Origin of the sequence: Embleya sp. NPDC008237 (genome assembly GCF_042956465.1) — a bacterium.
Classification (GTDB): Bacteria; Actinomycetota; Actinomycetes; order Streptomycetales; family Streptomycetaceae; genus Embleya.
Map to the genome: position 1 here is coordinate 150292 of NZ_JBIBGL010000003.1, position 19440 is coordinate 169731.

General features: G+C 68.6%; 17 protein-coding genes and 1 tRNA gene. 4 read left to right on the top strand and 14 right to left on the bottom strand.

Going from position 1 to position 19440, the window contains the following annotated elements:
• Positions 1-2: 2 nt before the first annotated feature.
• The 4 genes from ACFZBU_RS07625 to rpsA all read right to left on the bottom strand — a co-directional run bounded on the left by ACFZBU_RS07625 (position 3) and on the right by rpsA (position 4982).
• The gene (locus ACFZBU_RS07625; RefSeq protein ID WP_391582570.1) at positions 3-566 is read right to left on the bottom strand and encodes a phosphatase PAP2 family protein; all 564 of its coding nucleotides are present in this window, start codon (positions 564-566) and stop codon (positions 3-5) included.
• A 376-nt stretch (positions 567-942) separates the two neighbouring features.
• The gene (locus ACFZBU_RS07630; protein ID WP_391582571.1) at positions 943-1992 is read right to left on the bottom strand and encodes a hypothetical protein; all 1050 of its coding nucleotides are present in this window, start codon (positions 1990-1992) and stop codon (positions 943-945) included.
• Entirely contained in the window at positions 1982-3262 is a 1281-nt protein-coding gene (locus ACFZBU_RS07635; RefSeq protein ID WP_391582572.1) for an MFS transporter, read from the bottom strand. Before ACFZBU_RS07635 ends, ACFZBU_RS07630 begins: the two co-directional genes overlap by 11 nt.
• 232 nt (positions 3263-3494) lie before the next feature.
• Positions 3495-4982, bottom strand: a complete 1488-nt coding sequence (gene rpsA / locus ACFZBU_RS07640; protein WP_391582573.1) for a 30S ribosomal protein S1 — start codon at positions 4980-4982, stop codon at positions 3495-3497.
• A 279-nt stretch (positions 4983-5261) separates the two neighbouring features.
• Between rpsA and ACFZBU_RS07645 the strand changes: the two genes are divergently transcribed.
• The gene (locus ACFZBU_RS07645) at positions 5262-6128 is read left to right on the top strand and encodes a class I SAM-dependent methyltransferase (protein WP_391582574.1); all 867 of its coding nucleotides are present in this window, start codon (positions 5262-5264) and stop codon (positions 6126-6128) included.
• A 3-nt stretch (positions 6129-6131) separates the two neighbouring features.
• Here the strand turns inward: ACFZBU_RS07645 and ACFZBU_RS07650 are convergent, their stop codons facing one another.
• The 4 genes from ACFZBU_RS07650 to polA form a co-directional block, all read right to left on the bottom strand.
• Positions 6132-7160, bottom strand: coding sequence for a DUF3068 domain-containing protein (locus ACFZBU_RS07650; protein ID WP_391582575.1), 1029 nt, complete (start codon positions 7158-7160; stop codon positions 6132-6134).
• 69 nt (positions 7161-7229) lie between these two features.
• Positions 7230-7367 (bottom strand): hypothetical protein, encoded by a 138-nt coding sequence (locus ACFZBU_RS07655; protein ID WP_391582576.1) that lies wholly within the window; start codon positions 7365-7367, stop codon positions 7230-7232.
• Between the two features lie 126 nt (positions 7368-7493).
• A complete protein-coding gene (locus tag ACFZBU_RS07660) occupies positions 7494-8708 on the bottom strand; it encodes a lytic transglycosylase domain-containing protein (RefSeq protein ID WP_391582577.1) in 1215 nt (404 codons plus the stop codon).
• Between the two features lie 119 nt (positions 8709-8827).
• The gene (gene polA / locus ACFZBU_RS07665) at positions 8828-11566 is read right to left on the bottom strand and encodes a DNA polymerase I (RefSeq protein ID WP_391582578.1); all 2739 of its coding nucleotides are present in this window, start codon (positions 11564-11566) and stop codon (positions 8828-8830) included.
• Between the two features lie 55 nt (positions 11567-11621).
• Here polA and ACFZBU_RS07670 point away from each other — a divergent pair, with 55 nt between their 5' ends.
• Entirely contained in the window at positions 11622-12050 is a 429-nt protein-coding gene (locus ACFZBU_RS07670; protein ID WP_391582579.1) for a hotdog fold thioesterase, read from the top strand.
• 64 nt (positions 12051-12114) lie between these two features.
• On the opposite strand, the gene ACFZBU_RS07675 is transcribed toward ACFZBU_RS07670, so the two are convergent.
• The 6 genes from ACFZBU_RS07675 to ACFZBU_RS07700 all read right to left on the bottom strand — a co-directional run bounded on the left by ACFZBU_RS07675 (position 12115) and on the right by ACFZBU_RS07700 (position 18380).
• On the bottom strand, positions 12115-12819 hold the full coding sequence (locus ACFZBU_RS07675; protein ID WP_391583063.1) for an ABC transporter ATP-binding protein: 705 nt from the start codon (positions 12817-12819) through the stop codon (positions 12115-12117).
• A gap of 77 nt (positions 12820-12896) precedes the next feature.
• Positions 12897-13817 (bottom strand): ABC transporter ATP-binding protein, encoded by a 921-nt coding sequence (locus ACFZBU_RS07680; protein ID WP_391582580.1) that lies wholly within the window; start codon positions 13815-13817, stop codon positions 12897-12899.
• A complete protein-coding gene (locus tag ACFZBU_RS07685; protein WP_391582581.1) occupies positions 13814-15235 on the bottom strand; it encodes a branched-chain amino acid ABC transporter permease in 1422 nt (473 codons plus the stop codon). The genes ACFZBU_RS07680 and ACFZBU_RS07685 overlap by 4 nt, the downstream gene beginning before the upstream one ends.
• Positions 15232-16155 carry a branched-chain amino acid ABC transporter permease gene (locus ACFZBU_RS07690; RefSeq protein WP_391582582.1) on the bottom strand — a complete coding sequence of 308 codons (924 nt, stop codon included), beginning with the start codon at positions 16153-16155 and terminating at the stop codon, positions 15232-15234. Before ACFZBU_RS07690 ends, ACFZBU_RS07685 begins: the two co-directional genes overlap by 4 nt.
• Before the next feature lie 101 nt (positions 16156-16256).
• On the bottom strand, positions 16257-17672 hold the full coding sequence (locus ACFZBU_RS07695; protein WP_391582583.1) for a branched-chain amino acid ABC transporter substrate-binding protein: 1416 nt from the start codon (positions 17670-17672) through the stop codon (positions 16257-16259).
• An 87-nt stretch (positions 17673-17759) separates the two neighbouring features.
• Positions 17760-18380, bottom strand: a complete 621-nt coding sequence (locus ACFZBU_RS07700; RefSeq protein ID WP_391582584.1) for an ANTAR domain-containing response regulator — start codon at positions 18378-18380, stop codon at positions 17760-17762.
• Positions 18381-18492: 112 nt separating this feature from the next.
• On the opposite strand from ACFZBU_RS07700, the gene ACFZBU_RS07705 reads away from it, so the two are divergent.
• Positions 18493-18570 (top strand) — tRNA-Leu (locus ACFZBU_RS07705).
• A 69-nt stretch (positions 18571-18639) separates the two neighbouring features.
• A complete protein-coding gene (locus tag ACFZBU_RS07710; protein WP_391582585.1) occupies positions 18640-19404 on the top strand; it encodes a helix-turn-helix domain-containing protein in 765 nt (254 codons plus the stop codon).
• Positions 19405-19440 lie beyond the last annotated feature (36 nt).

Genomic DNA, 19440 nt, shown 5'->3' on the forward strand with positions numbered 1-19440 from the left:
ACTCAGAACCCTTTCGGACGCTGTGCGCGACGGGCCCAGGCTCGACCCAAGCCGCCGGCGGCGAGACCCATGGTCGCGCCGGCGGCCACGTCGGACGGATAGTGGACGCCCACGACGAGCCGCGAGAAACACGTCGCAGCGGCGGCCGTACCCGTGACCGCGGTGGGCAACAGGCCGTGGAACGCCACGGCGGCGGCGGCGGAGGACACCGAGTGCGAGGACGGGAAGCTGTGTCGGCCCGCGGTGCGCACCGTCGGCTCCAGGCCCGGTATGGCAGGCCGAGGACGGCGCACGACGCGCTTGACCACCATGCTGGCCGCGTGCGCGCCGGCGACCGTGGCGGTGGCCCGCAGCCACTCGTGTCGACGATCGCGGTCCACGGCCGCGCCGACCAGGCCGGCCGCAAGCCAGACACCCGCGTGCTCGCCGGCGAACGACAGCGCCTTGCTCGTGCGCTGGACGACCGGATGACCGGTGCGTCCGCGTACTCCGCGGTACAGGGCGACGTCGGACGCGCCGACCGTCTTGACTACCTGCCCGGTGGCGAACGCCCCACCAAAGGCCATCGATATCCTCATTCCTGCTGCACGTCGAATGGGCGCCCTGCCCCGAAGTCCGGGGGCCTGCGTGCTTCGGCGGTCGTCCCGACCGCCACACGGGCCACTTCCATACGAGCCCGGCGCATGGCACCAATGAGTCAGGGTACGCGAACCGAGCATGGGCCCTTCGCCGAGCCGGCGCGGCGACCACCGCCCCCGGCGCGAGCTGACCACGCTCGCGCGATACCTCTTCGTTCCTGGTCAGACGTTGTCAAACGGGTGGCCGCGCCCGTGCGCCGGGCGGCCTTTCGTGACGGAACTGTGGCAGACCCGCAGCCTGCGCGATGCCGGGCCGATGCACAAGCGCGTCCTGGGACCGGGCGCGGCACGCACACGGGGACGGTCAGCGCAGCGGCGCCGGGGAGAACCCGCCCACCACGATGCGCGCCGGCGCGCCGCCCCCGTCGGCCGGCACCGACCACACGTCGGTGGCCGCGCCCGCCCCGGTCGCCAGCGCGTAGCCGACCGTGCGCTCGTCCAGCCAGACCGCCTGGTCGTCCACGCTGCGGGTCTCCGCGAGCGGTGTCTCGCGCATCGTCGCCAGGTCGAGCACGTGCAGGCGCCACGGGTTGCGGGTGCTCTGCGAGACCTTCTTCTTGAACACCAGGCGGGTGCCGTCCGGGGACAACGAGGGGCACTCGACGTTCTCCCGCAGCACCGTCATGGTGCGGGCCCGCAGGTCGCCGCGGACCAGGTAGGTGCGGCCGGAGGTGTTGGTGGACAGCGTGGCGTAGAACGTGTTGTCGTCGGCGGTGAACGTGACGCCCCAGAAGTTGCGATCGGGCGACTTGAGTTCCTTGCCGTCCCGGGTGGTGGTGAAGTCCTCCAGGTTCGCCGCCATGGCACCGGTGTGCGTGTCCAGGATCGAGGTCCGGGTGGAGAACGTCATCGAGGCGTACGAGTCGCCGTAGACGAACACCGTCCACGAGGCCATCCGACCCGAGGCCGACACGCGCGCCCGGTTGGGCGTACCCGCCAGTTCGACCCGGCGCACCTGGCGCAGGTTCGCGTCCAGGACCAGCGCCACATTGGTCCTGGTGATCCCGCCCTCGGTGGCCAGGCAGACCGCGGTGCCGCCGGCCGCGTAGACCCGATCGCAGGAGCGCTCGCCCACCGTGCGCGGCCCACCGGGATCGCCGGCCGCGACGGTGGCCAGCCGGCCGTACCCCGGGCCCGACTCGGTGCTGCGGAACAGCAGCCGCGGCGCCCCGACCAGGGTCAGCGGCGGCCCGCCCGGCGCGGTGCCGGAGCCGCCGTGCAGCCGGTCGTCCTCGCGCTTGACCGCGTACACCGTGTATCCGATCGCGATCCCCGCGAGCAGGATCAGAACCAGCCCGAAGATCAGGATCCGCCCCCTGGTCAGGGCCGGTTTCACCGGTGCGTCAACGGACATCGGGCACCTCCTCGACCCGGCCCGCCGCGCGCGTCCGGCCGCCCGCGAGGGCGACCGCGGAGCCGAGCAGGGCCACCGCGAGTGCGACGGCCAGGACCCGGATCGCGCCGGCCGGCCCCCACCCGGTCCACAGCGCGCCGAAGATCATCGAGGACGCGAACCGCCCCGCGGCCTGCCCGGTCTGCACGACCGCCAGCCCGCCCGCCCGGCCCGACGCCGGCAACCGCGCGCCCACCGCCGCCGAGAGCACGCCGTCGGTGGCCGCGTAGAACACCCCGTGCAGCGCGAGCACCGAGATCAGCAACCCGACCCCGCCGAGCGGACCGCCCAGCAGCAGGTACGCCGCGAGCAACACGCCGTGCCCGGCCAGGAACACCCGCCGCCGGCCCACCCGGTCGGCGAGCCTGCCCAGCGGCAGCGCGAGCACCAGGTAGACCCCGGCGGTGCCCAGGGGAAGCAGCGGGAACCAGTGCGGCTCGATCTCCAGTCGGTGCTGGAGCAGCAGGTAGACGAAGGCGTCGCTGACCGTGACCAGGCCGAGCACGGCCGCGACGGCGCACAACCGGCGATAGGGCCGATCCCGCAACAGCCGCAGCCCGTCCCGCCATCCGGGCCGCTGCTCGATCGGGTCGCGGTGGTCGCGCACGAACAGCACCAGCATCGCGACACCGACCAGGCCGACGCAGAAGCTCACCACGAACACCGCGTCGTAGGCGGTGCCCACCGCGGCCAGGATGGCGAACGCCACGAGCGGCCCGGTGAACGCGCCGACGGTGTCCAGCGCACGGTGCACGCCGAACGCACGCCCCTGCGCCTGCGGGCTGCTGGAGAGTGAGATGAGCGCGTCCCGGGGCGCGGTGCGCAGCCCCTTGCCCGCCCGGTCGGCCGCGAGCACCGCGCCGATGCCCGGCACCGAGGCACCGACCAGCGGCAGTCCGAGCTTGGCGACCGCGGACATCCCGTAGCCGGCCACGGCCACCTGCTTGCGCGCGGCGAACCGGTCGGCGAGGTGCCCGCCGACCAGCCGCAGGAAGACCGTGACGCCGGAGTACAGGCCGTCCAGGAAGCCGAATTGCAGCATGGTCAGGCCGAGGCCGGTGACCAGGTAGACCGGCATCACCGCGGTGACCATCTCCGAGGAGACGTCGGTGACCAGGCTGACCATGCCGAGCGCGATCACGTTGCCGGTGACCACCGCACCGGCTCCCGACACGGGCCGCGCGGAAACCGCCTCGCTCGCCGCTTCCGGACGACCCGACGAGAGGTACACCCCCGCACCCTCCCCAGGCTGCCGTGCAACCGCCCCCGACCCCCGGGGCCCGTCTTCGATCCCCCGCCGAGCACCACGACGCGGGATCGAAGACAGACCCTAGTCCCGTTCGCACTCTCGCACCGGGAAAGCCGAAAGGCCCCACCTCCCCGAAGGGAGGTGGGGCCTTCCATCCACCGGTATCGCTACCGGCGGATCACATCGAGCACTGCTTCGGCGGGGCCGACCGAGGTCAGCTCTGGCCGCCGGCCAGCTTCTCGCGGAGCGCGGCGAGCGCCTCGTCGGAGGCCAGGGCGCCACCGGTGGTGTCGGCCTCGACCTCGTCGTCACCGCCCGAGGAGTACGCGCCCGCGGCTTCGCCGGCCACGGCCTCCGCCTCGGCCTCGCGAGCCTTGACGACCTGCTGCTGGTGCGACTCGAAGCGCGCCTGGGCGTCGGCGTACTGCTTCTCCCACTCCTCGCGCTGCTTGTCGAAGCCCTCGAGCCAGTCGTTGGTCTCCGGGTCGAAGCCCTCGGGGTAGATGTAGTTGCCCGAGTCGTCGTACGTCGCGGCCATGCCGTAGAGGGTCGGGTCGAACTCGGCCGTGGCCGGGTCCGCGCCGAACGCCTCGTTGGCCTGCTTCAGCGAGAGGCTGATGCGGCGACGCTCGAGGTCGATGTCGATGACCTTGACGAAGATCTCGTCGCCGACCTGGACGACCTGCTCCGGGATCTCCACGTGGCGCTCGGCCAGCTCGGAGATGTGCACCAGGCCCTCGATGCCCTCGTCCACGCGGACGAACGCACCGAACGGAACGAGCTTGGTGACCTTGCCGGGAACGACCTGACCGATCTGGTGCGTCCGGGCGAACTGCTGCCACGGGTCTTCCTGGGTCGCCTTCAGCGACAGGGAGACGCGCTCGCGGTCCATGTCCACGTCGAGGACCTCGACGGTGACTTCCTGGCCGACCTCGACAACCTCGGACGGGTGGTCGATGTGCTTCCAGGACAGCTCGGAGACGTGCACGAGACCGTCGACGCCGCCGAGGTCCACGAACGCACCGAAGTTGACGATCGAGGACACGACGCCCGTGCGGACCTGACCCTTCTGCAGGGTCGTGAGGAAGGTCTGACGCACCTCGGACTGGGTCTGCTCGAGCCAGGCACGGCGGGACAGGACCACGTTGTTGCGGTTCTTGTCCAGCTCGATGATCTTGGCTTCGAGCTCCTTGCCCACGTACGGCTGGAGGTCACGCACACGACGCATCTCGACCAGCGAGGCCGGGAGGAAGCCGCGGAGGCCGATGTCCAGGATGAGACCACCCTTGACGACCTCGATGACGGTACCGGTGACGATGCCGTCTTCTTCCTTGATCTTCTCGATGGTGCCCCAAGCGCGCTCGTACTGAGCCCGCTTCTTCGAGAGGATCAGGCGGCCTTCCTTGTCCTCCTTCTGGAGAACCAAGGCCTCGATGTGGTCACCGACAGTGACAACCTCGTGGGGGTCCACGTCGTGCTTGATGGAAAGCTCGCGGGACGGGATGACGCCTTCGGTCTTGTAACCGATGTCGAGCAGGACCTCGTCCCGGTCGACCTTGACGATCACGCCATCCACGATGTCGCCGTCGTTGAAGTACTTGATCGTCTCATCGATCGCTGCGAGGAAGTCTTCCTCGGAGCCGATGTCGTTGACCGCCACCTGCGGGGTGGTGCTGGGCGTGGCCTCGGTGCTGCTCGTCATGTGGGTAAGGGCTCCGGGTACGGACAGAAGTCGTTTTCAAACACGCTTGTGGACCCGGTTTCGCCCCCGACGCCCGCGACCATGCAAGAGGATGGCGTGGGATCGACAAAGGTGAGCGCGACCTGCTCCGTCTGAGTTCACGCAGGCCCGCGGCGCAACTTGCAGCATACGGGGCCGACCGGGTGCGGTCAACGCGCACGGGATGCATGGGGTCAACCGGGACGTCCCGAAGGGAGTACCCTACGCGCGTCCGTGCCCGCCCGCAGTGTCTGGAGCCCTGTGAACCGCCCCACTTCCCACGACCCGCACGCGTCCCTCGCGGCGCGGTACGTCGACCCGGACGAACTCGACGACGGCGACGACGCGGTGCGGCGCAAGGTGGGCCTGGTGGAGAGCGTGCGGGCGGGCCGGCAGTGGTGGGACGCGAACGCCGACGAGTACCAGGTCGAGCACGGCGACTTCCTCGGCGACGCGCGCTTCACATGGTGCCCGGAGGGGCTGGACGAGGACCGCGCCGAGCTGCTGGGCCCGGTCCAGGGGCGCACCGTCCTGGAGGTCGGCGCGGGTGCGGCGCAGTGTTCGCGCCGGCTGCTCGCGCGCGGCGCCTTCCCGATCGCGCTGGACCTGTCCCTGCGTCAGCTCCAGCATTCGCGGCGGCTGGACGCCGAGCACGGCACCCGGGTGCCGGTGGTGCAGGCCGACGCGGCGCGACTGCCGTTCGCCGACGCGAGCTTCGACCTGGCGTTCTCCGCGTACGGCGCACTGCCGTTCAGCCCGGACGGCGCGGGCATCATGCGCGAGGTGTTCCGGGTGTTGCGGCCGGGCGGGCGCTGGGTCTTCTCGATCACCCACCCGGTGCGCTGGGCCTTCCCCGACGAGCCGGGGCCGGCCGGGCTGACCGCGGTGACCTCGTACTTCGACACGACGCCGTACGTGGAGCAGGACCACACCGGACGGGCGACCTACGTCGAGCAGCACCGCACGCTGGGCGACCGGGTACGCGAGGTGGTCGGCGCGGGCTTTCGCCTCACCGACCTCGTGGAACCGGAATGGCCGCAGGATCTGGAGTCGGTCTGGGGCGGCTGGAGCCCGCTGCGCGGCCGGCTGTTGCCGGGCACGGCGATCTTCGTGTGCGACAAGGACTGATCGCTAACGGGTGACCTCGCCGGCCACCGGCGTGGCCCGGGCCGCGTCGGTCTCGATGGTGTCCTCGGTCGGCCGGGCGGGGGACGGCTTCGGGCGGGATTTGTGGTCGGCGACGAATTGCAGCGCCACGGCGAGCAGGAAGAGGACGACGCCGAGCACCAGCAGGGCCAGGGGGATGGTGTCGTGGATGGCGCGGAGCTTCTCGCTGTGGCTCTTGGCGTCGGCGATCAGCTTCTGCGACCACGCCGGGCGGGGGATGAAGGTGCCCTCGAAGACCTTGGTGACCACCGGCTTGGCGTTCGGGTCGTCGGCGGGCGGGGAGGTACGCAGTTCCTCCTTGCGGGTCTCCTCCACGTACACCGGGATGCCGGTGACCGGCTCGACCCACATCTTGCGGGTCGCGGTGTACCAGAGCTGCATGCCCTCCTTCTCGATCGCGACCGGGTCCAGGCCGCCCGGGAGCTGCTTGGGCATCGGGATCTTCATCCACGGCACCTCCTGCTCGAAGCGGTAGGTCCGCAGCCCACTGCGCTTCTCGGTGCCCTTGTACGAGATCACGTTCGCGCTGTGCGCCTGTGAGTCGTAGTAGTTGTAGTCGCGCTTGCCGGTGAAGAACGGCCACTTGTAGGCGAGCCCGGTGTGCGCGGCGGGGGCGCCGTCGACCGATTCGCCGCAGCAGTTCCGCGGAATCTGGCCGGCCGCCTCGAACGCGTAGCGTTCGGGAAGTTGGGTGACCACCTTGCCGGTGCTGTCCAGGACGGCCAGGTTCAGGTCCCACACCACGGTGCCGCCCTCGGCCGCCTTCGCGTCCGGTCGGATCGTCTGGATCGCGGTGACCTTGGCCTTGCCCGGCCCCTCGGGCGCGCCCAGGAGGGTGGCGTTGTTCGCGTCCAGTACCACGACCCGGTAGGCGTCCTCGCCCGCCAGCGCCTCGGCGACCAGTTTCGGGAAGACGAACTCGCGCAGCAGCGGCGCCATGGCCACGCAGAACACTGCCGCGACCAGCAGGATCAATCCGGACTTACGACGCATCGAGGTGGACCCCTTGACGATGGAACCGGGTACGGATTCGCGCCGCCGCTCGGGAACGCCGCATCCGGGTCAGGGGTGCGCGGGCGGGCTGGTGACCTGGAGCGGCTCGTGCACCGGCGCGGGATCACCCACGGCGCACGCGTTCAACGCGAACGCGGCTCCCACCGCCAGGAGCAGCCCGACCACGACCGCTGCGAAGGAACGCATGTGGCGGTCCCACCTTCCTGCTGCTGCCTCGGCCGTCGCACCGGACGGTCGACGATGGGGCACGGTAGCAAATAACGAGAACAGGTTCCCGTTTCCTGCCCGATGGATTCCGACCACCGGGCGCGGCTACCGCGCGGGAGCGGTCTCCGACGTCGTGGCCGACGCGTTCGCCGAATCCCCCGGGTCGGGTGTCGCGGCCGACGTCGAGGGCGACACCGAACCGGACGCGCTCACCGACCGGCTCGTCGCCGGGCTGCTCGCCGGCTTGTTCGGCGTCGGCTTGGTGGTGGTCTGCTTCGGCGTCGGAGTCTGCTTCGCCGGGGGCTGCCGCGCGTCCGGGACGGACCGCGCGCCGGTCGCGTAGTACGTCATCCAGGACATCACGTTGCGCACGTACTCGGTGGAATGGTTGTACGAGAGGATCGCCGCGTTCAGTCCCGCGCCGGTGGACAGGTCCCGGGTGCCCGCGCACAGGTAGCGGCCCGCGGTCAGGGTCGCGTCGAAAACGTTCTGCGGGTTGATCTGGCCGTCCCGGTTGCCGTCCATGCCCCAGCTCTTCCACGTGGACGGAATGAACTGCATCGGGCCCACCGCGCGGTCGAACTCGGTGTCGAAGTCGTAGCGACCGCCGTCGGTGTCGGTGATCCGCGCCCACGGGCCGCCGTCCAGCCGCGGGCCCAGGATCGGGGTGACCGCCGTGCCGTCCACGGTCACGTTGCCGCCGTACGCGTGCTCCGACTCGACCCGGCCGATGCCCGCGAGCAGCGTCCACGGCAGCTTGCAGCCCGGATCCATCCGGGCCAGGTTGGAGGCCGCCTGCTGATAGGCCAGCAGCACCGTCTGCGGGATGCCGCCGGTGCCGGTCGCGGAGGTGCCCCGCGTGCCCGCCGACGCGGTCGGCGTCCCGGAAGCGGAAGCGGAAGCGGTGGCCGGCGCGGACGTGGCCGGCGCGCCCGGCAACGCGGCCGGCACGACCGGCGGCGGCAGTTCGAAGTGGCTCGGCCCGCCGCCGTTCGCCGACGTGCCGTCGGCCGGCGCCGGATCGGACAACCGCGGCAGGTCCGACGTGGGCACCCGGTGCGCGGTGACCATGGTGAACGGGGACTGCACCGCCGCACCGCAGGCCAGCACCACCAGGATCGCCGCCGCACTGCCCAGCCACGGATTCAGGATCCGTCTGCGCCGCTCCGGCACCTGTGCCGCGCCTGCCGTCGCCGGCACCTCGGACGCCGGCTTCGGCGCGGGAGCGGCGGCGGATATCGACTCCGCCGCCGACTCGACCGCGACCTCGTCCGGCGTGCCCGGCTTCTGCGGATCGGGCCCCGACTCGGCCTCTTCCACGAAGCTCCCCCCTCTGTGCGCAAGTTCGACTCTGCCGGCCGGCGTCGTACACCGGTGACCCGTGCGAACCTATGCCGGCTTCGGCCGGCTCTCCACCCCCACGGCGCACCGGTTCACGATCAGTGACCCGCGTCCTCCCAGTTCGGCCCGAAACCGACCGAGACGTCCAGCGGAGTGCGCAGCGGATACGCGCCGGCCATCTCCCGACGCACCAGCGCCTCCAACCGCTCCCGCTCGCCCGGCGCCACCTCCAGGACCAGTTCGTCGTGGACCTGGAGCAGTATCCGCGAGGCCAGCTTCTCCTCCCGCATGGCCCGATCCACCTTGAGCATCGCGACCTTGACGATGTCCGCCGCCGAACCCTGGATCGGCGCGTTCAGCGCCATCCGCTCGGCCATCTCGCGGCGCTGCCGGTTGTCGCTCGTCAGGTCCGGCAGGTAACGCCGGCGGCCGAACACGGTCTCGGTGTAACCGGTCTGCCGGGCCTCCTCGACCACCTTGTGCAGGTAGTCGCGCACCCCGCCGAAACGCTCGAAGTAGGTCTCCATCAGGCCGCGCGCCTCGGCCGGTTCGATGTCCAACTGCTGGGACAGGCCGAACGCGGAGAGCCCGTACGCCAGTCCGTACGACATCGCCTTGATCTTGCTGCGCAGCGCGTGGTCCACCGCCTCCGGGGCCACCGAGAACACCTGCGCGGCCATCGTCGAGTGCAGGTCCTCACCCGAGGTGAACGCCTCGATCAGCGCCGCGTCCTGGGACAGGTGGGCCATGATCCGCAGCTCGATCTGGCTGTAGTCCGCGGTCAACAGCCCCTCGAAGCCCGCGCCGACCACGAACGAGCGCCGAATCAGCCGCCCCTCCTCGGTCCGGATCGGAATGTTCTGCAGGTTCGGATCCTGCGACGACAACCGGCCCGTGGCCGCCACCGTCTGGTTGAACGTGGTGTGGATGCGCGCGTCGTCCGCGACCGTCTTGATCAGACCCTCGACCGTGGTGCGCAGCCGCGTCTGGTCGCGGTGCCGCAGCAGGATCACCGGGAGTTCGTTGTCGGTCTGGGCGGCCAGCCAGGTCAACGCGTCCGCGTCGGTGGTGAAACCGGTCTTGATCTTCTTCGTCTTGGGCAGGCCCAGCTCGTTGAACAGGATCTCCTGCAACTGCTTGGGCGAACCCAGATTGAACTCGTGGCCCACCGCCGCATGCGCCTCTTCGGTCGCCTGCTTCACCGCCGCCGCGAACTGCTCCTGGAGCGACTCCAGGTAGGGCAGATCGGCCGCGATGCCGAACTGCTCCATCTGCGCGAGCACCGGCAGCAGCGGCAACTCCATGTCCTGGAGCAGTTCCAGGCCACCCTTGGCGGCCAGTTCGACGTCCAACGCCGCGGCCAAATCCACCACGGCCCGCGCGGCCAACATCAGCGCCGCACCCGGCTCCGCGTCCTCCTGATCCGACATGTCCAGCGCGAGCTGCCCGTCCCCCGAGCCGCTCTGATCCAGCTTCAACTCACGGCCCAGGAACCGCTCGACCAGCGTCTCCAGGGCGAACGAGCGCTGACCGGGCAACACCAGATACGCGCCCAGCGCGGTGTCGCTGGTCACCCCCCACAGCGCCCAGCCGTGCGCGGCCAACGCCAGGATCGGACCCTTCGCGTCGTGCACCGCCTTGGTCCGCTGCGGATCCGCCAACCAGGCCGCCAACGCCGCGTCGTCGTTCTCGTCCATGCCCAGCGGGTCCATGAACGCCGCCGCGCCGTCCGCCGCCGCGAACGCCAAGCCCTTGACCTCGCCCGTCCCGCGCCCCCACGAACCCTCCACCGCGAGCCCGGTCCGCCCCGCACCCGACGCGTGCTCCTCCAGCCACGCGGTCAGCCCGCCCGGCTCGACCACCGTGGTGTCCAGCTCGAAACCCGGCTCCGCCTCGATCACCTCGGGCACCAGACCCGGATCCACCGCCCACAGCCGATCCCGGAAGTTGGCGTTGCGGAACTCCAGCGTGTCCAACACCACCTCGATCGCCGCCCGGTCGAACGGCTTGCGCTCCAGATCGGCCGGCGTCACCTCCAGCTCCACCTCGCGCACCAGCTCGGTCAGCCGCCGGTTCAACTTCACGTTGTCCAGGTGGTCGCGCAGGTTCTGCCCGGCCTTGCCCTTGACCTCGTCCGCGCGCTCCATCAGATCGGCGAACGAACCGAACTCGCGAATCCACTTCGCGGCCGTCTTCTCACCCACCCCCGGAATACCCGGCAGGTTGTCGCTCGGGTCGCCGCGCAGCGCCGCGAAGTCGGGATACTGCGCCGGGGTCAACCCGTACTTCTCCTCGACCGCCTCCGGGGTGAACCGGTGCAGCTTGCTCACACCCATCATCGGATACAGCACCGTGACATCCGGCGTGACCAACTGCAACGCGTCCCGGTCACCGGTGAGGATCAACACCTCGAAGCCCTCGGCCGCGGCCCGGGTCGCCAGCGTGGCGATCACGTCGTCCGCCTCGAAGCCCGCCACCCGCAAGGTGGGCACGCCCATCGCGTGCAGCTCCTCGACGATCAGCTCGACCTGGCCCTTGAACTCCTCCGGAGTCTCCGACCGGTTCGCCTTGTAGTCCGGGAACTCCTCGGTGCGAAACGACTGCCGGGACACGTCGAACGCCACACCCAGGTGGGTCGGCGCCTCGTCGCGCAGCACGTTCACCAGCATCGACGTGAACCCGTAGACCGCCTGGGTCGGCTGGCCCGTCGCGGTACTCATCGACGCTTCCTTGAGCGCATAGAACGCCCGGTATGCCAACGAATGCCCGTCGAGGAGCAGAAGTCGCGGCCGGGAACCGGCGGGAACGGAGGTCTGGGGGGTCTGAGTCGCTGCCACGACCGCGATCCTAGGCTGTCAGGCCGACACAACCATGTATCCGGAGGAGCACCCCATGCCCGACCAGACCCCGCAGCCCAACCTCGACGAGGTCCTGGCGTTCATGAACATCGGCACCCGGGAGACCCTCTCCGACCGCATGGGGATCGAATTCGTCGAAGCCTCCGCCCAGCGGCTGGTCGCCACCATGCCGGTCAAGGGCAACACCCAGCCCTACGGCCTGCTGCACGGCGGCGCATCCTGCGTCCTGGCCGAGACCCTCGGTTCGGTGGGCTCCGCGCTGCACGCCGGCAAGGACGCGATCACCCTGGGCATCGAGATCAACGCCACCCACCACCGCTCGGCCAAGTCCGGCCTGGTCACCGGCGTGGCAACCCCCGTACACCTGGGCCGGTCGCTGGCCACCTACGAGATCGTGATCACCGACGAGGACGACAAGCGGGTCTGCACCGCACGACTGAGCTGCATGATCAAGCGCGCCTGAATCCCCACCCCGCGCGCGACACCGCGCGGCGAAGGGGCCGACCCCTCCGCCGCGCGGCACCGGGCTAAGCGCCCTCGCCCAGATACGCCTCGCGCACCTTCGGATCCGACAACAGCTGATCGGCCGGACCGGACAACACCACCGAACCGGTCTCCAGCGCATAGCCGCGATGGGCCAGGCGCAACGCCTGCGCCGCGTTCTGCTCGACCAGCAACACCGTGGTGCCCTGCTCGTTGATCTCCCGGATGATGTCGAAGATCTGCGCCACGATCAGCGGCGCCAGACCCATCGACGGCTCGTCCAGGAGCAGCAGCTTCGGCTGCCCCATCAACGCCCGCCCGATCGCCAGCATCTGCTGCTCGCCACCCGACAGCGTGCCCGCGAGCTGGGTACGCCGCTCGGCCAACCGCGGGAACAACTCGAACACCCGATCCAGCTCGGCCCTGGGCACCGACTTGAACCGGTAGGCACCCATGTTCAGGTTCTCCGTGACGGTCATCGCCGGGAACACCCGACGACCCTCCGGAGAGTGCCCGATGCCCAGCCCCACCACATGGTGGGCGGGCACCCCGTCGATCCGCTCGCCCCGCCAGCGCACCTCGCCCTCGCGCGGCGTCAGCAACCCCGAGATGGTGCGCAGCGTCGTGGTCTTACCCGCGCCGTTGGCACCGAGCAGAGCCACGATCTCGCCCTCGTTCACCTCGATGTGCACGCCCTTCAACGCCTGGATGGCGCCGTAGAACACGTGCAGATCGTCCAGCTCCAGCATCTTCTTCCGCGGCGTCGTCGCGCTCGCGGCCGGCTTGGTCAGCCCGACCGCATCCGCGCCCTTGGACTCGGCGGCGCTCATCGCTGCTCCTCCCCGTCCCGCTGCGCGGGGACCGTACCGTCCGACCCGTTCGCCGCCTCGGCGTCCGAGGCCGCGACCATCTCGGCGGCCATCTCGGCCCCCAGATAGGCCGCGACGACCTCGGGATTGCGCTGCACCTCGGCCGGCGAGCCGGACGCGATCACCTTGCCGAAGTTGAGCACCGTGACCCGGTCCGCAACCGACATCACCAAACGCATGTCGTGCTCGATCAGCAGCACGCTGATGCCCAGCTCGCGGTTGATCCGACGGATCAACACCTCCAGGTCGAGCTTCTCGGTCGGGTTGGTGCCCGCCGCCGGCTCGTCCAGGAGCAGCACCTGCGGATCGGTGGCCAGCGCGCGGGCGATCTCCAGGCTGCGCTGCTGGCCGTACGACAGCGACGCGGCCAACTCGTTGAGCAGCCCGTCCAGGCCCACGAAGTGCAGCAGCTCCAGCGCCCGCTGGTCGCTCTCGCGATCCTCGCGACGCGCGTTCGGCAGGCCCAACATGATCGACACCGGCCCGGCCTTCTGCCGGGTCTCCGCCGCGATCTTCACGTTCTCCAGCGCGGTGAGCGCGCCGAACAGGCGAATGTTCTGGAACGTACGGGCCACGCCCAGCCGGTTCACCAGGTGCGGCTTGCGGCCCTTGAGCGAATGCTCGCCACCCGCCCGGTCGCGCAGCACGATGCTGCCTTCCTGCGGGACGTACATCCCGGTCAACGAGTTGAACAACGACGTCTTGCCCGCACCGTTGGGGCCGATCACCGCGAGGATCTCGCCCCGGTGCAGGTCCAACGCCACGTCGGACAGACCCACCAGGCCGCCGAAGCGCAGCGTGACCCCGCGCACCCGCATGACCTGGTCCTCGGGGTCCACCCGCGGCCGGTCGTCCGCCTTCGTCGTGGTGATGCTCACGTCATCCTCCCGCCGGCCGGCTCCGACATCGCATCCGCGTCGCCGAGACCCGCCTTGGCCATGCTCAACTCGCGCTTGCGCCGAACCGAGGGAATCAGGCCCTGCGGGCGGTAGATCATCATGATGATCAACAACGCGCCCAGGTACATGAATCGGTCGTTCGGGTTGACCCAGTCCTTCATGTACTGCGGCAGCCAGGCCAGGAACGCCGTGCCGATGATGACGCCCCACAGCGAACCCATGCCGCCGAAGATGACGTACGCCACCACCAGCACCGAGAACAGCAGCAGGAAGCTCTCCGGACTGATGAACCGGGCCTTGCTCGCGTACGCCACACCGGCGATGCCGGACGTGGACGCGCCGATCGCGAACGCCATCAACTTGAACTTCACCGTCGGCACACCGGTGGCCGACGCGGCCACCTCGTCCTCACGGATCGCGGTCCAGGCCCGACCGACCCGGGAGTGCTCCAACCGCAGGAACGCAATGATCAGGACCGTCGCAATACCGATCAGCAGGTACCAGTAAGGCACCGGATCCAGTTCCCAGTCGTAGTCGATCGGACCGACGTGCACCCCGAAGTTCGAGATGCCCTGGACCCCACGCGGACCGTTGGTGAACCCGTCCGCGTTCTTGGCGATCAGGTAGATGATCTCGTGGAAGCCCAGCGTCACGATCGCCAGGTAGTCACCGCGCAGCCGCAGCGTCGGCGCGCCGAGCAACAGCCCGGCCAGCAGACACGTGGCCACCGCGACCGGGATCACCAGGAACGCGTTCAGCGTGAACGGCGGATCCACCGGCATCGCGCCGGTCCAGTACGCCGTGCTGTACGCGCCGATCGCGAAGAACGCGATGAAGCCCAGGTCCAGCAGACCCGCCCAGCCGATCACCACGTTCAGACCGATCGCGAGCAGGACGTAGATCGCCACCTCGTTGACCAGAACCTGGTTCCAGAAGGTGGACAGCACGTTCGGCAGCAGGATCAGCAGGCCGATCACCACGACCGAGAAGCCGATCCGGACCCAGATGATCCGACGCAGATTCGCCGAGGTCGCCCGGGTCTGCGCGATCAGCCCCTTCACCGGACCGGTCACCGGCGCGTGGAAACGCTCCAGCGGGCCCACGCTCGTCGCCAGATGACGGTTGTACAGCGGCTTGGCGAACTCCAGGACCGCCCACAACACCACCGCGCCGAGGACCCACCACACCAGACGCATCGACCCGAGGGTCTTGTCCAGCGAGAAGAACACGTCCTCGCGGCTGCCCTGCGGACCGCTCATCACGTCCAGCAGCACGGCCGCGGCGACGGTCCCGACCAGTCGGCCGAACATCGGCTGCTGATACCAACGCTTGCGCCGCAGCTTGGCCAGCGCCGACCCGGTCGGCGCGAGATCGCGTTCCTTCGTCGTCGTGGTCACGCCGACCTCCCCAAGCGCTCGCCCAGGATGCCGGTCGGCCGGAACATCAGCACCAGGACCAGCACCGCGAAGGCACTGACGTACCGCCACGACTCACCGAAGATGGGCGACGAGAAGCTCTCGACGATGCCGAGCAGCATGCCGCCCATCATCGCGCCGCGAATGTTGCCGACCCCGCCGACCACGGCCGCCGCGAACGCGGTGATGCCGGGCAGGAAGCCCATCGTGAACGACAGCTGCAGATGCAGGCCGAACAGGAAGCCGGCGATACCGCCCATGAACCCGCCGATGATGAACGTCCGCGAGATCACCTTGTCGATGTCCACACCCATCAGGCCCGCCGTCTCGGCGTCCTGCGCCACCGCCCGGATACCCGAGCCCAGCTTGGTGCGGTTCACCAGGTAGTCCAGGCCGACCATCATCAGCACGGCCGCACAAACGATGAGCAGCTGCAGGATGGTGACCTGGGTGCCGAAGACCGAGAAGACCTTCTTGTTCTCGAACACCGTCGGCAGTGCGCGCGAGTCGCGACCGAACAACTTCCCTGCCAGGTTCTGCAGGAAGTAGGACGCCCCGATCGCACTGATCAGGAACGCAAGACGAGGCGCGTTCCTGCGTCTGAGTGGTCTGTACGCGACTTTTTCGAGCGTAAAGGCCGTGGCCGCGCCGGCGGTACCGGAAACGGCCAGACCGGCCGCGACCAACAACACCGACATGAACGTCGTCGGATTGCTGCTCGGGTCGATCCAGGTCAAGGCGAGCAACGCCGAATAGGCGCCCACCATGAAGACTTCGCTGTGCGCGAAGTTGATGAGTTGCAGAACGCCATAGACCAGGGTATAGCCGATGGCGATCACCGCGTACAACGCACCGAGCATGATCCCTGGAATAAGGTAATCCAGGATTTCATCAGGTTGCATAAGGAAAGCTTCCTCAAGAAAACCGGACGGGCCCGGGTCTTCCCGAAAACTCCGGGAAGACCCGGGCCCGATCGTCAGGTAGCGCCGCCCCGATTGACGGGTCAGCCGCCCACGAGCTGGTCGATGTCGCCCATGTAGCCGATCTTGCCGCCCTTCACCTGGTAGATGAAGGTGGTCGCGCCGTCGAATTCACCGTTCGGCTTGAACTTGAAGGTCTTGGTCAGACCCTTGTACGACGCACCCTTGAGCTTGGTGAGCATCGCCTCGCGGGTGATCTTCTCCGCGCCGAACGACTTCATCTGGTCGATCACCAGGTTGGCGATGTCGAACGACTCCGCCGAGTAGGTGCTCGGGTTCGTGTTGAAGCGCTTCTTGTAGTCCTCGGTGAACTGCTTCGTGGCCGCCTCGACGTTCGCGTCGGCGCACGGGCAGGTCAGGAACCAGTCGTTCGCGGCGTCCCCGGCGAGCGAGACGAACTGCGAGTCGTTGGTGCCGTCACCGGAGAACTTGGGACCGGTGAACCCGGCCTCCTTGAGCTTCTTCGCGAACGGCGCGCCGTCCTGGTAGTAGCCCGCGTAGATCATGGCGTCCGCGCCGGAGTTCTTGATCTTCGTGGAGATCGGACCGTAGTCCGGGGTCGCCTTCGGCACGCTGTCCGAGACGACCTGGACACCGGCCTTGGTCAGCTCGTCCTTGGCGACCTTCGACAGACCCACGCCGTACTCGGTCTTGTCGTCGACGACGAAGACCTTCTTGACCTGAAGCTTCTTCGACAGGTACTTCGCCATCCCGCCGCCCTGCGCGTTGTCGTTCGGCGCGCCGCGCAGGAACGCGGTGAAATTGTTCTCCGCGTTCGTCAGGGAAGGGTTGGTCGCCGACGGAGACACCGTGGCGAGCTTCGCCTTGGCGTAGTTCGGCGACGCGGCCTTGGTGGGGCCGGAGAAGGCGGGGCCGATGACGGCAACAACGTTGTTGTCGTCGATCAGCTTCTGCGCCGCGGAGACCGATTTGGTCTCCGACGCCTCGTCGTCCGAGGTCTTGAACTTGAGCGTGAAGGGAAGATCGCCCTTCGCGTTGGCCTGCTCGACGGCAAGCCGAGCGCCGTTCTCTTCGTTGATGCCAAGCTGGGCATTCTCCCCCGAGAGCCCCGCTTGGAAACCTATCGTCCAGGTCGGCTTGTTACCGCCGCCGCTGTTGCCGGGAGCGGTGCTGCCACCGTCCTTCTTCTTGTCGTCGTCATCGTCACTGCCGCACGCGGAAAGCACGAGTGCCGCTGCCGCGATGGGCAGCGCGATTTTGATCACGCGTCGCTTGAGCACAGCAAACCCCAACCCCTTGTAGAAAAAGTTCGGAGCCCGCATCGGGGCGCCTTCACAAACCGCGATGAACATGCGGTGCCCGGAATGTAGTCCGGCCGGAAGGGCAGCGGCAGTCCGCCGACTGAGATGTGATGCGCCCGTAACCAGATGTAATCCAAAAGAAACAGTGAACGAATTCTTACGGTCCAAAGTGATCAAATATGATCATCGGGTGCCGGAAAAACAACGAACCCGTCCGGTTTGCCAGCAACCGGACGGGTTCGTTGGGGTATGGGTACGGCTGGGTCAGTCGGCGACGTCGCCTCCGGACACGACGACCTCGGCCACGGTGCGCATCGACATCCGGCGATCCATCGAGGCCTTCTGGATCCAGCGGAACGCCTCGGGCTCGGACATTCCGTACTTCTCCTGGAGCACGCTCTTGGCCCGGTCCACCAGCTTGCGTGTCTCCAGCCGCTGGGTGAGGTCGCCGACCTCACGCTCCAGGGCGGCCAATTCGGTGTACCGCGAGACGGCCATCTCGATCGCCGGGACGAGATCACCCTTGGTGAACGGCTTCACCAGATACGCCATCGCACCGGCGTCCCGGGCCCGCTCGACCAACTCGCGCTGGGAGAAGGCGGTCAGCATCAACACCGGCGCCAGTCGCGCCTGGGCAATCTGCTCGGCGGCCGAAATCCCGTCCAGTATCGGCATCTTCACATCGAGGATGACCAGGTCGGGCCGACACTCGTGGACCAACTCCACGGCGCGCTGCCCGTCCCCGGCCTCCCCGACGACGTGATACCCCTCTTCCTCCAACATCTCTTTCAGATCGAGCCGGATCAGCGCCTCGTCCTCGGCAATGACGACACGGGCGCGGCGGCTGTCCTGCGATGCGGCGGGCGGCTGCGTGGCGGCGGTCACGTCGCTCCTCGATCAGGGAAATGGTGCGGACACGAGGGTACCGAGACACGGTATGGTGTTCGTCGTGCAGGTGTTGGGTCTCCCGCAAACAGGCGAAGTACCCAGCTCAGCCGCCCCGGTAGCCCAATTGGCATGAGGCAATGGATTCAAAACCCATACAGTGTCGGTTCGAGTCCGACCCGGGGCACCAACTAGTCCGATCGAGTGAGTCGGACTCGAACACCTGAATCAGTGGGTGCTCGCGGCGCATCGTGGATCCATGCACGATCCCGATCTTCGCCGCCAGGCAATCACTCTGCTGCAAGCAGGCATCTCCAACGCCGATGTGGCTCGCAGACTGCGCATCCCTCCAGGGACCGTGGGCTCTTGGCTACACAAGGAACGTTTCCGTCGCGGTGACCTCCCCGGACGACAGCGTGCCCCCTGTTTCCGTTGTCTGGGTCTCGACGTCGATCGTGAGGCATACGCCTACCTGCTCGGCCTCTATCTCGGCGACGGCCATATCGTGGCGCACCCCCGCGCCTACAGTCTCAGCATCTCCTGCGCCAATGCGTGGCCGGGACTGATGCAAGGATGCGCCGATGCCATCACACGCGTCCTCCCGGGCTCCGCGTCGAACTTCGTATCCCGCCAAGGGTGTACAGACGTCAAGCGCTACTCGCAACACTGGCCATGTCTGTTTCCCCAACACAGCCCCGGCCGTAAGCACGAGCGGTCGATCGTCCTCGAATCCTGGCAACAGGACATCGTCCGGGCCGAGCCCTGGGCCCTCGTACGCGGGCTGATCCACTCCGACGGATGCCGGATCACGAACCGGACCACCCGCATGGTCGCGGGTGAGCGCAGGCGCTACGAATACCCGCGCTACCTGTTCACCAACGAGTCCATGGACATCATGCGGATCCTCACGACCACGCTGGACGAACTCGGTGTGGAGTGGAAATTCGCCCGCCGCAACAACCTCTCGGTCGCCCGCCGGGCCTCCGTCGCCCTCATGGACCGGCATATCGGCCCCAAATACTGACGGCCCGCCGCCCTCGGAAGGGTGACGGGCCGTCGG

Coding starts and splice junctions, on each gene's coding strand:
- ACFZBU_RS07630 (WP_391582571.1), bottom strand. CDS start 1,992: ATGTCCGTTGACGCACCGGTGAAACCGGCCCTGACCAGGGGGCGGATC.
- rpsA (WP_391582573.1), bottom strand. CDS start 4,982: ATGACGAGCAGCACCGAGGCCACGCCCAGCACCACCCCGCAGGTGGCG.
- ACFZBU_RS07675 (WP_391583063.1), bottom strand. CDS start 12,819: ATGCTGGAGCTGGACGATCTGCACGTGTTCTACGGCGCCATCCAGGCG.
- ACFZBU_RS07655 (WP_391582576.1), bottom strand. CDS start 7,367: ATGCGTTCCTTCGCAGCGGTCGTGGTCGGGCTGCTCCTGGCGGTGGGA.
- ACFZBU_RS07650 (WP_391582575.1), bottom strand. CDS start 7,160: ATGCGTCGTAAGTCCGGATTGATCCTGCTGGTCGCGGCAGTGTTCTGC.
- ACFZBU_RS07690 (WP_391582582.1), bottom strand. CDS start 16,155: ATGCAACCTGATGAAATCCTGGATTACCTTATTCCAGGGATCATGCTC.
- ACFZBU_RS07625 (WP_391582570.1), bottom strand. CDS start 566: ATGGCCTTTGGTGGGGCGTTCGCCACCGGGCAGGTAGTCAAGACGGTC.
- ACFZBU_RS07710 (WP_391582585.1), top strand. CDS start 18,640: ATGCACGATCCCGATCTTCGCCGCCAGGCAATCACTCTGCTGCAAGCA.
- ACFZBU_RS07670 (WP_391582579.1), top strand. CDS start 11,622: ATGCCCGACCAGACCCCGCAGCCCAACCTCGACGAGGTCCTGGCGTTC.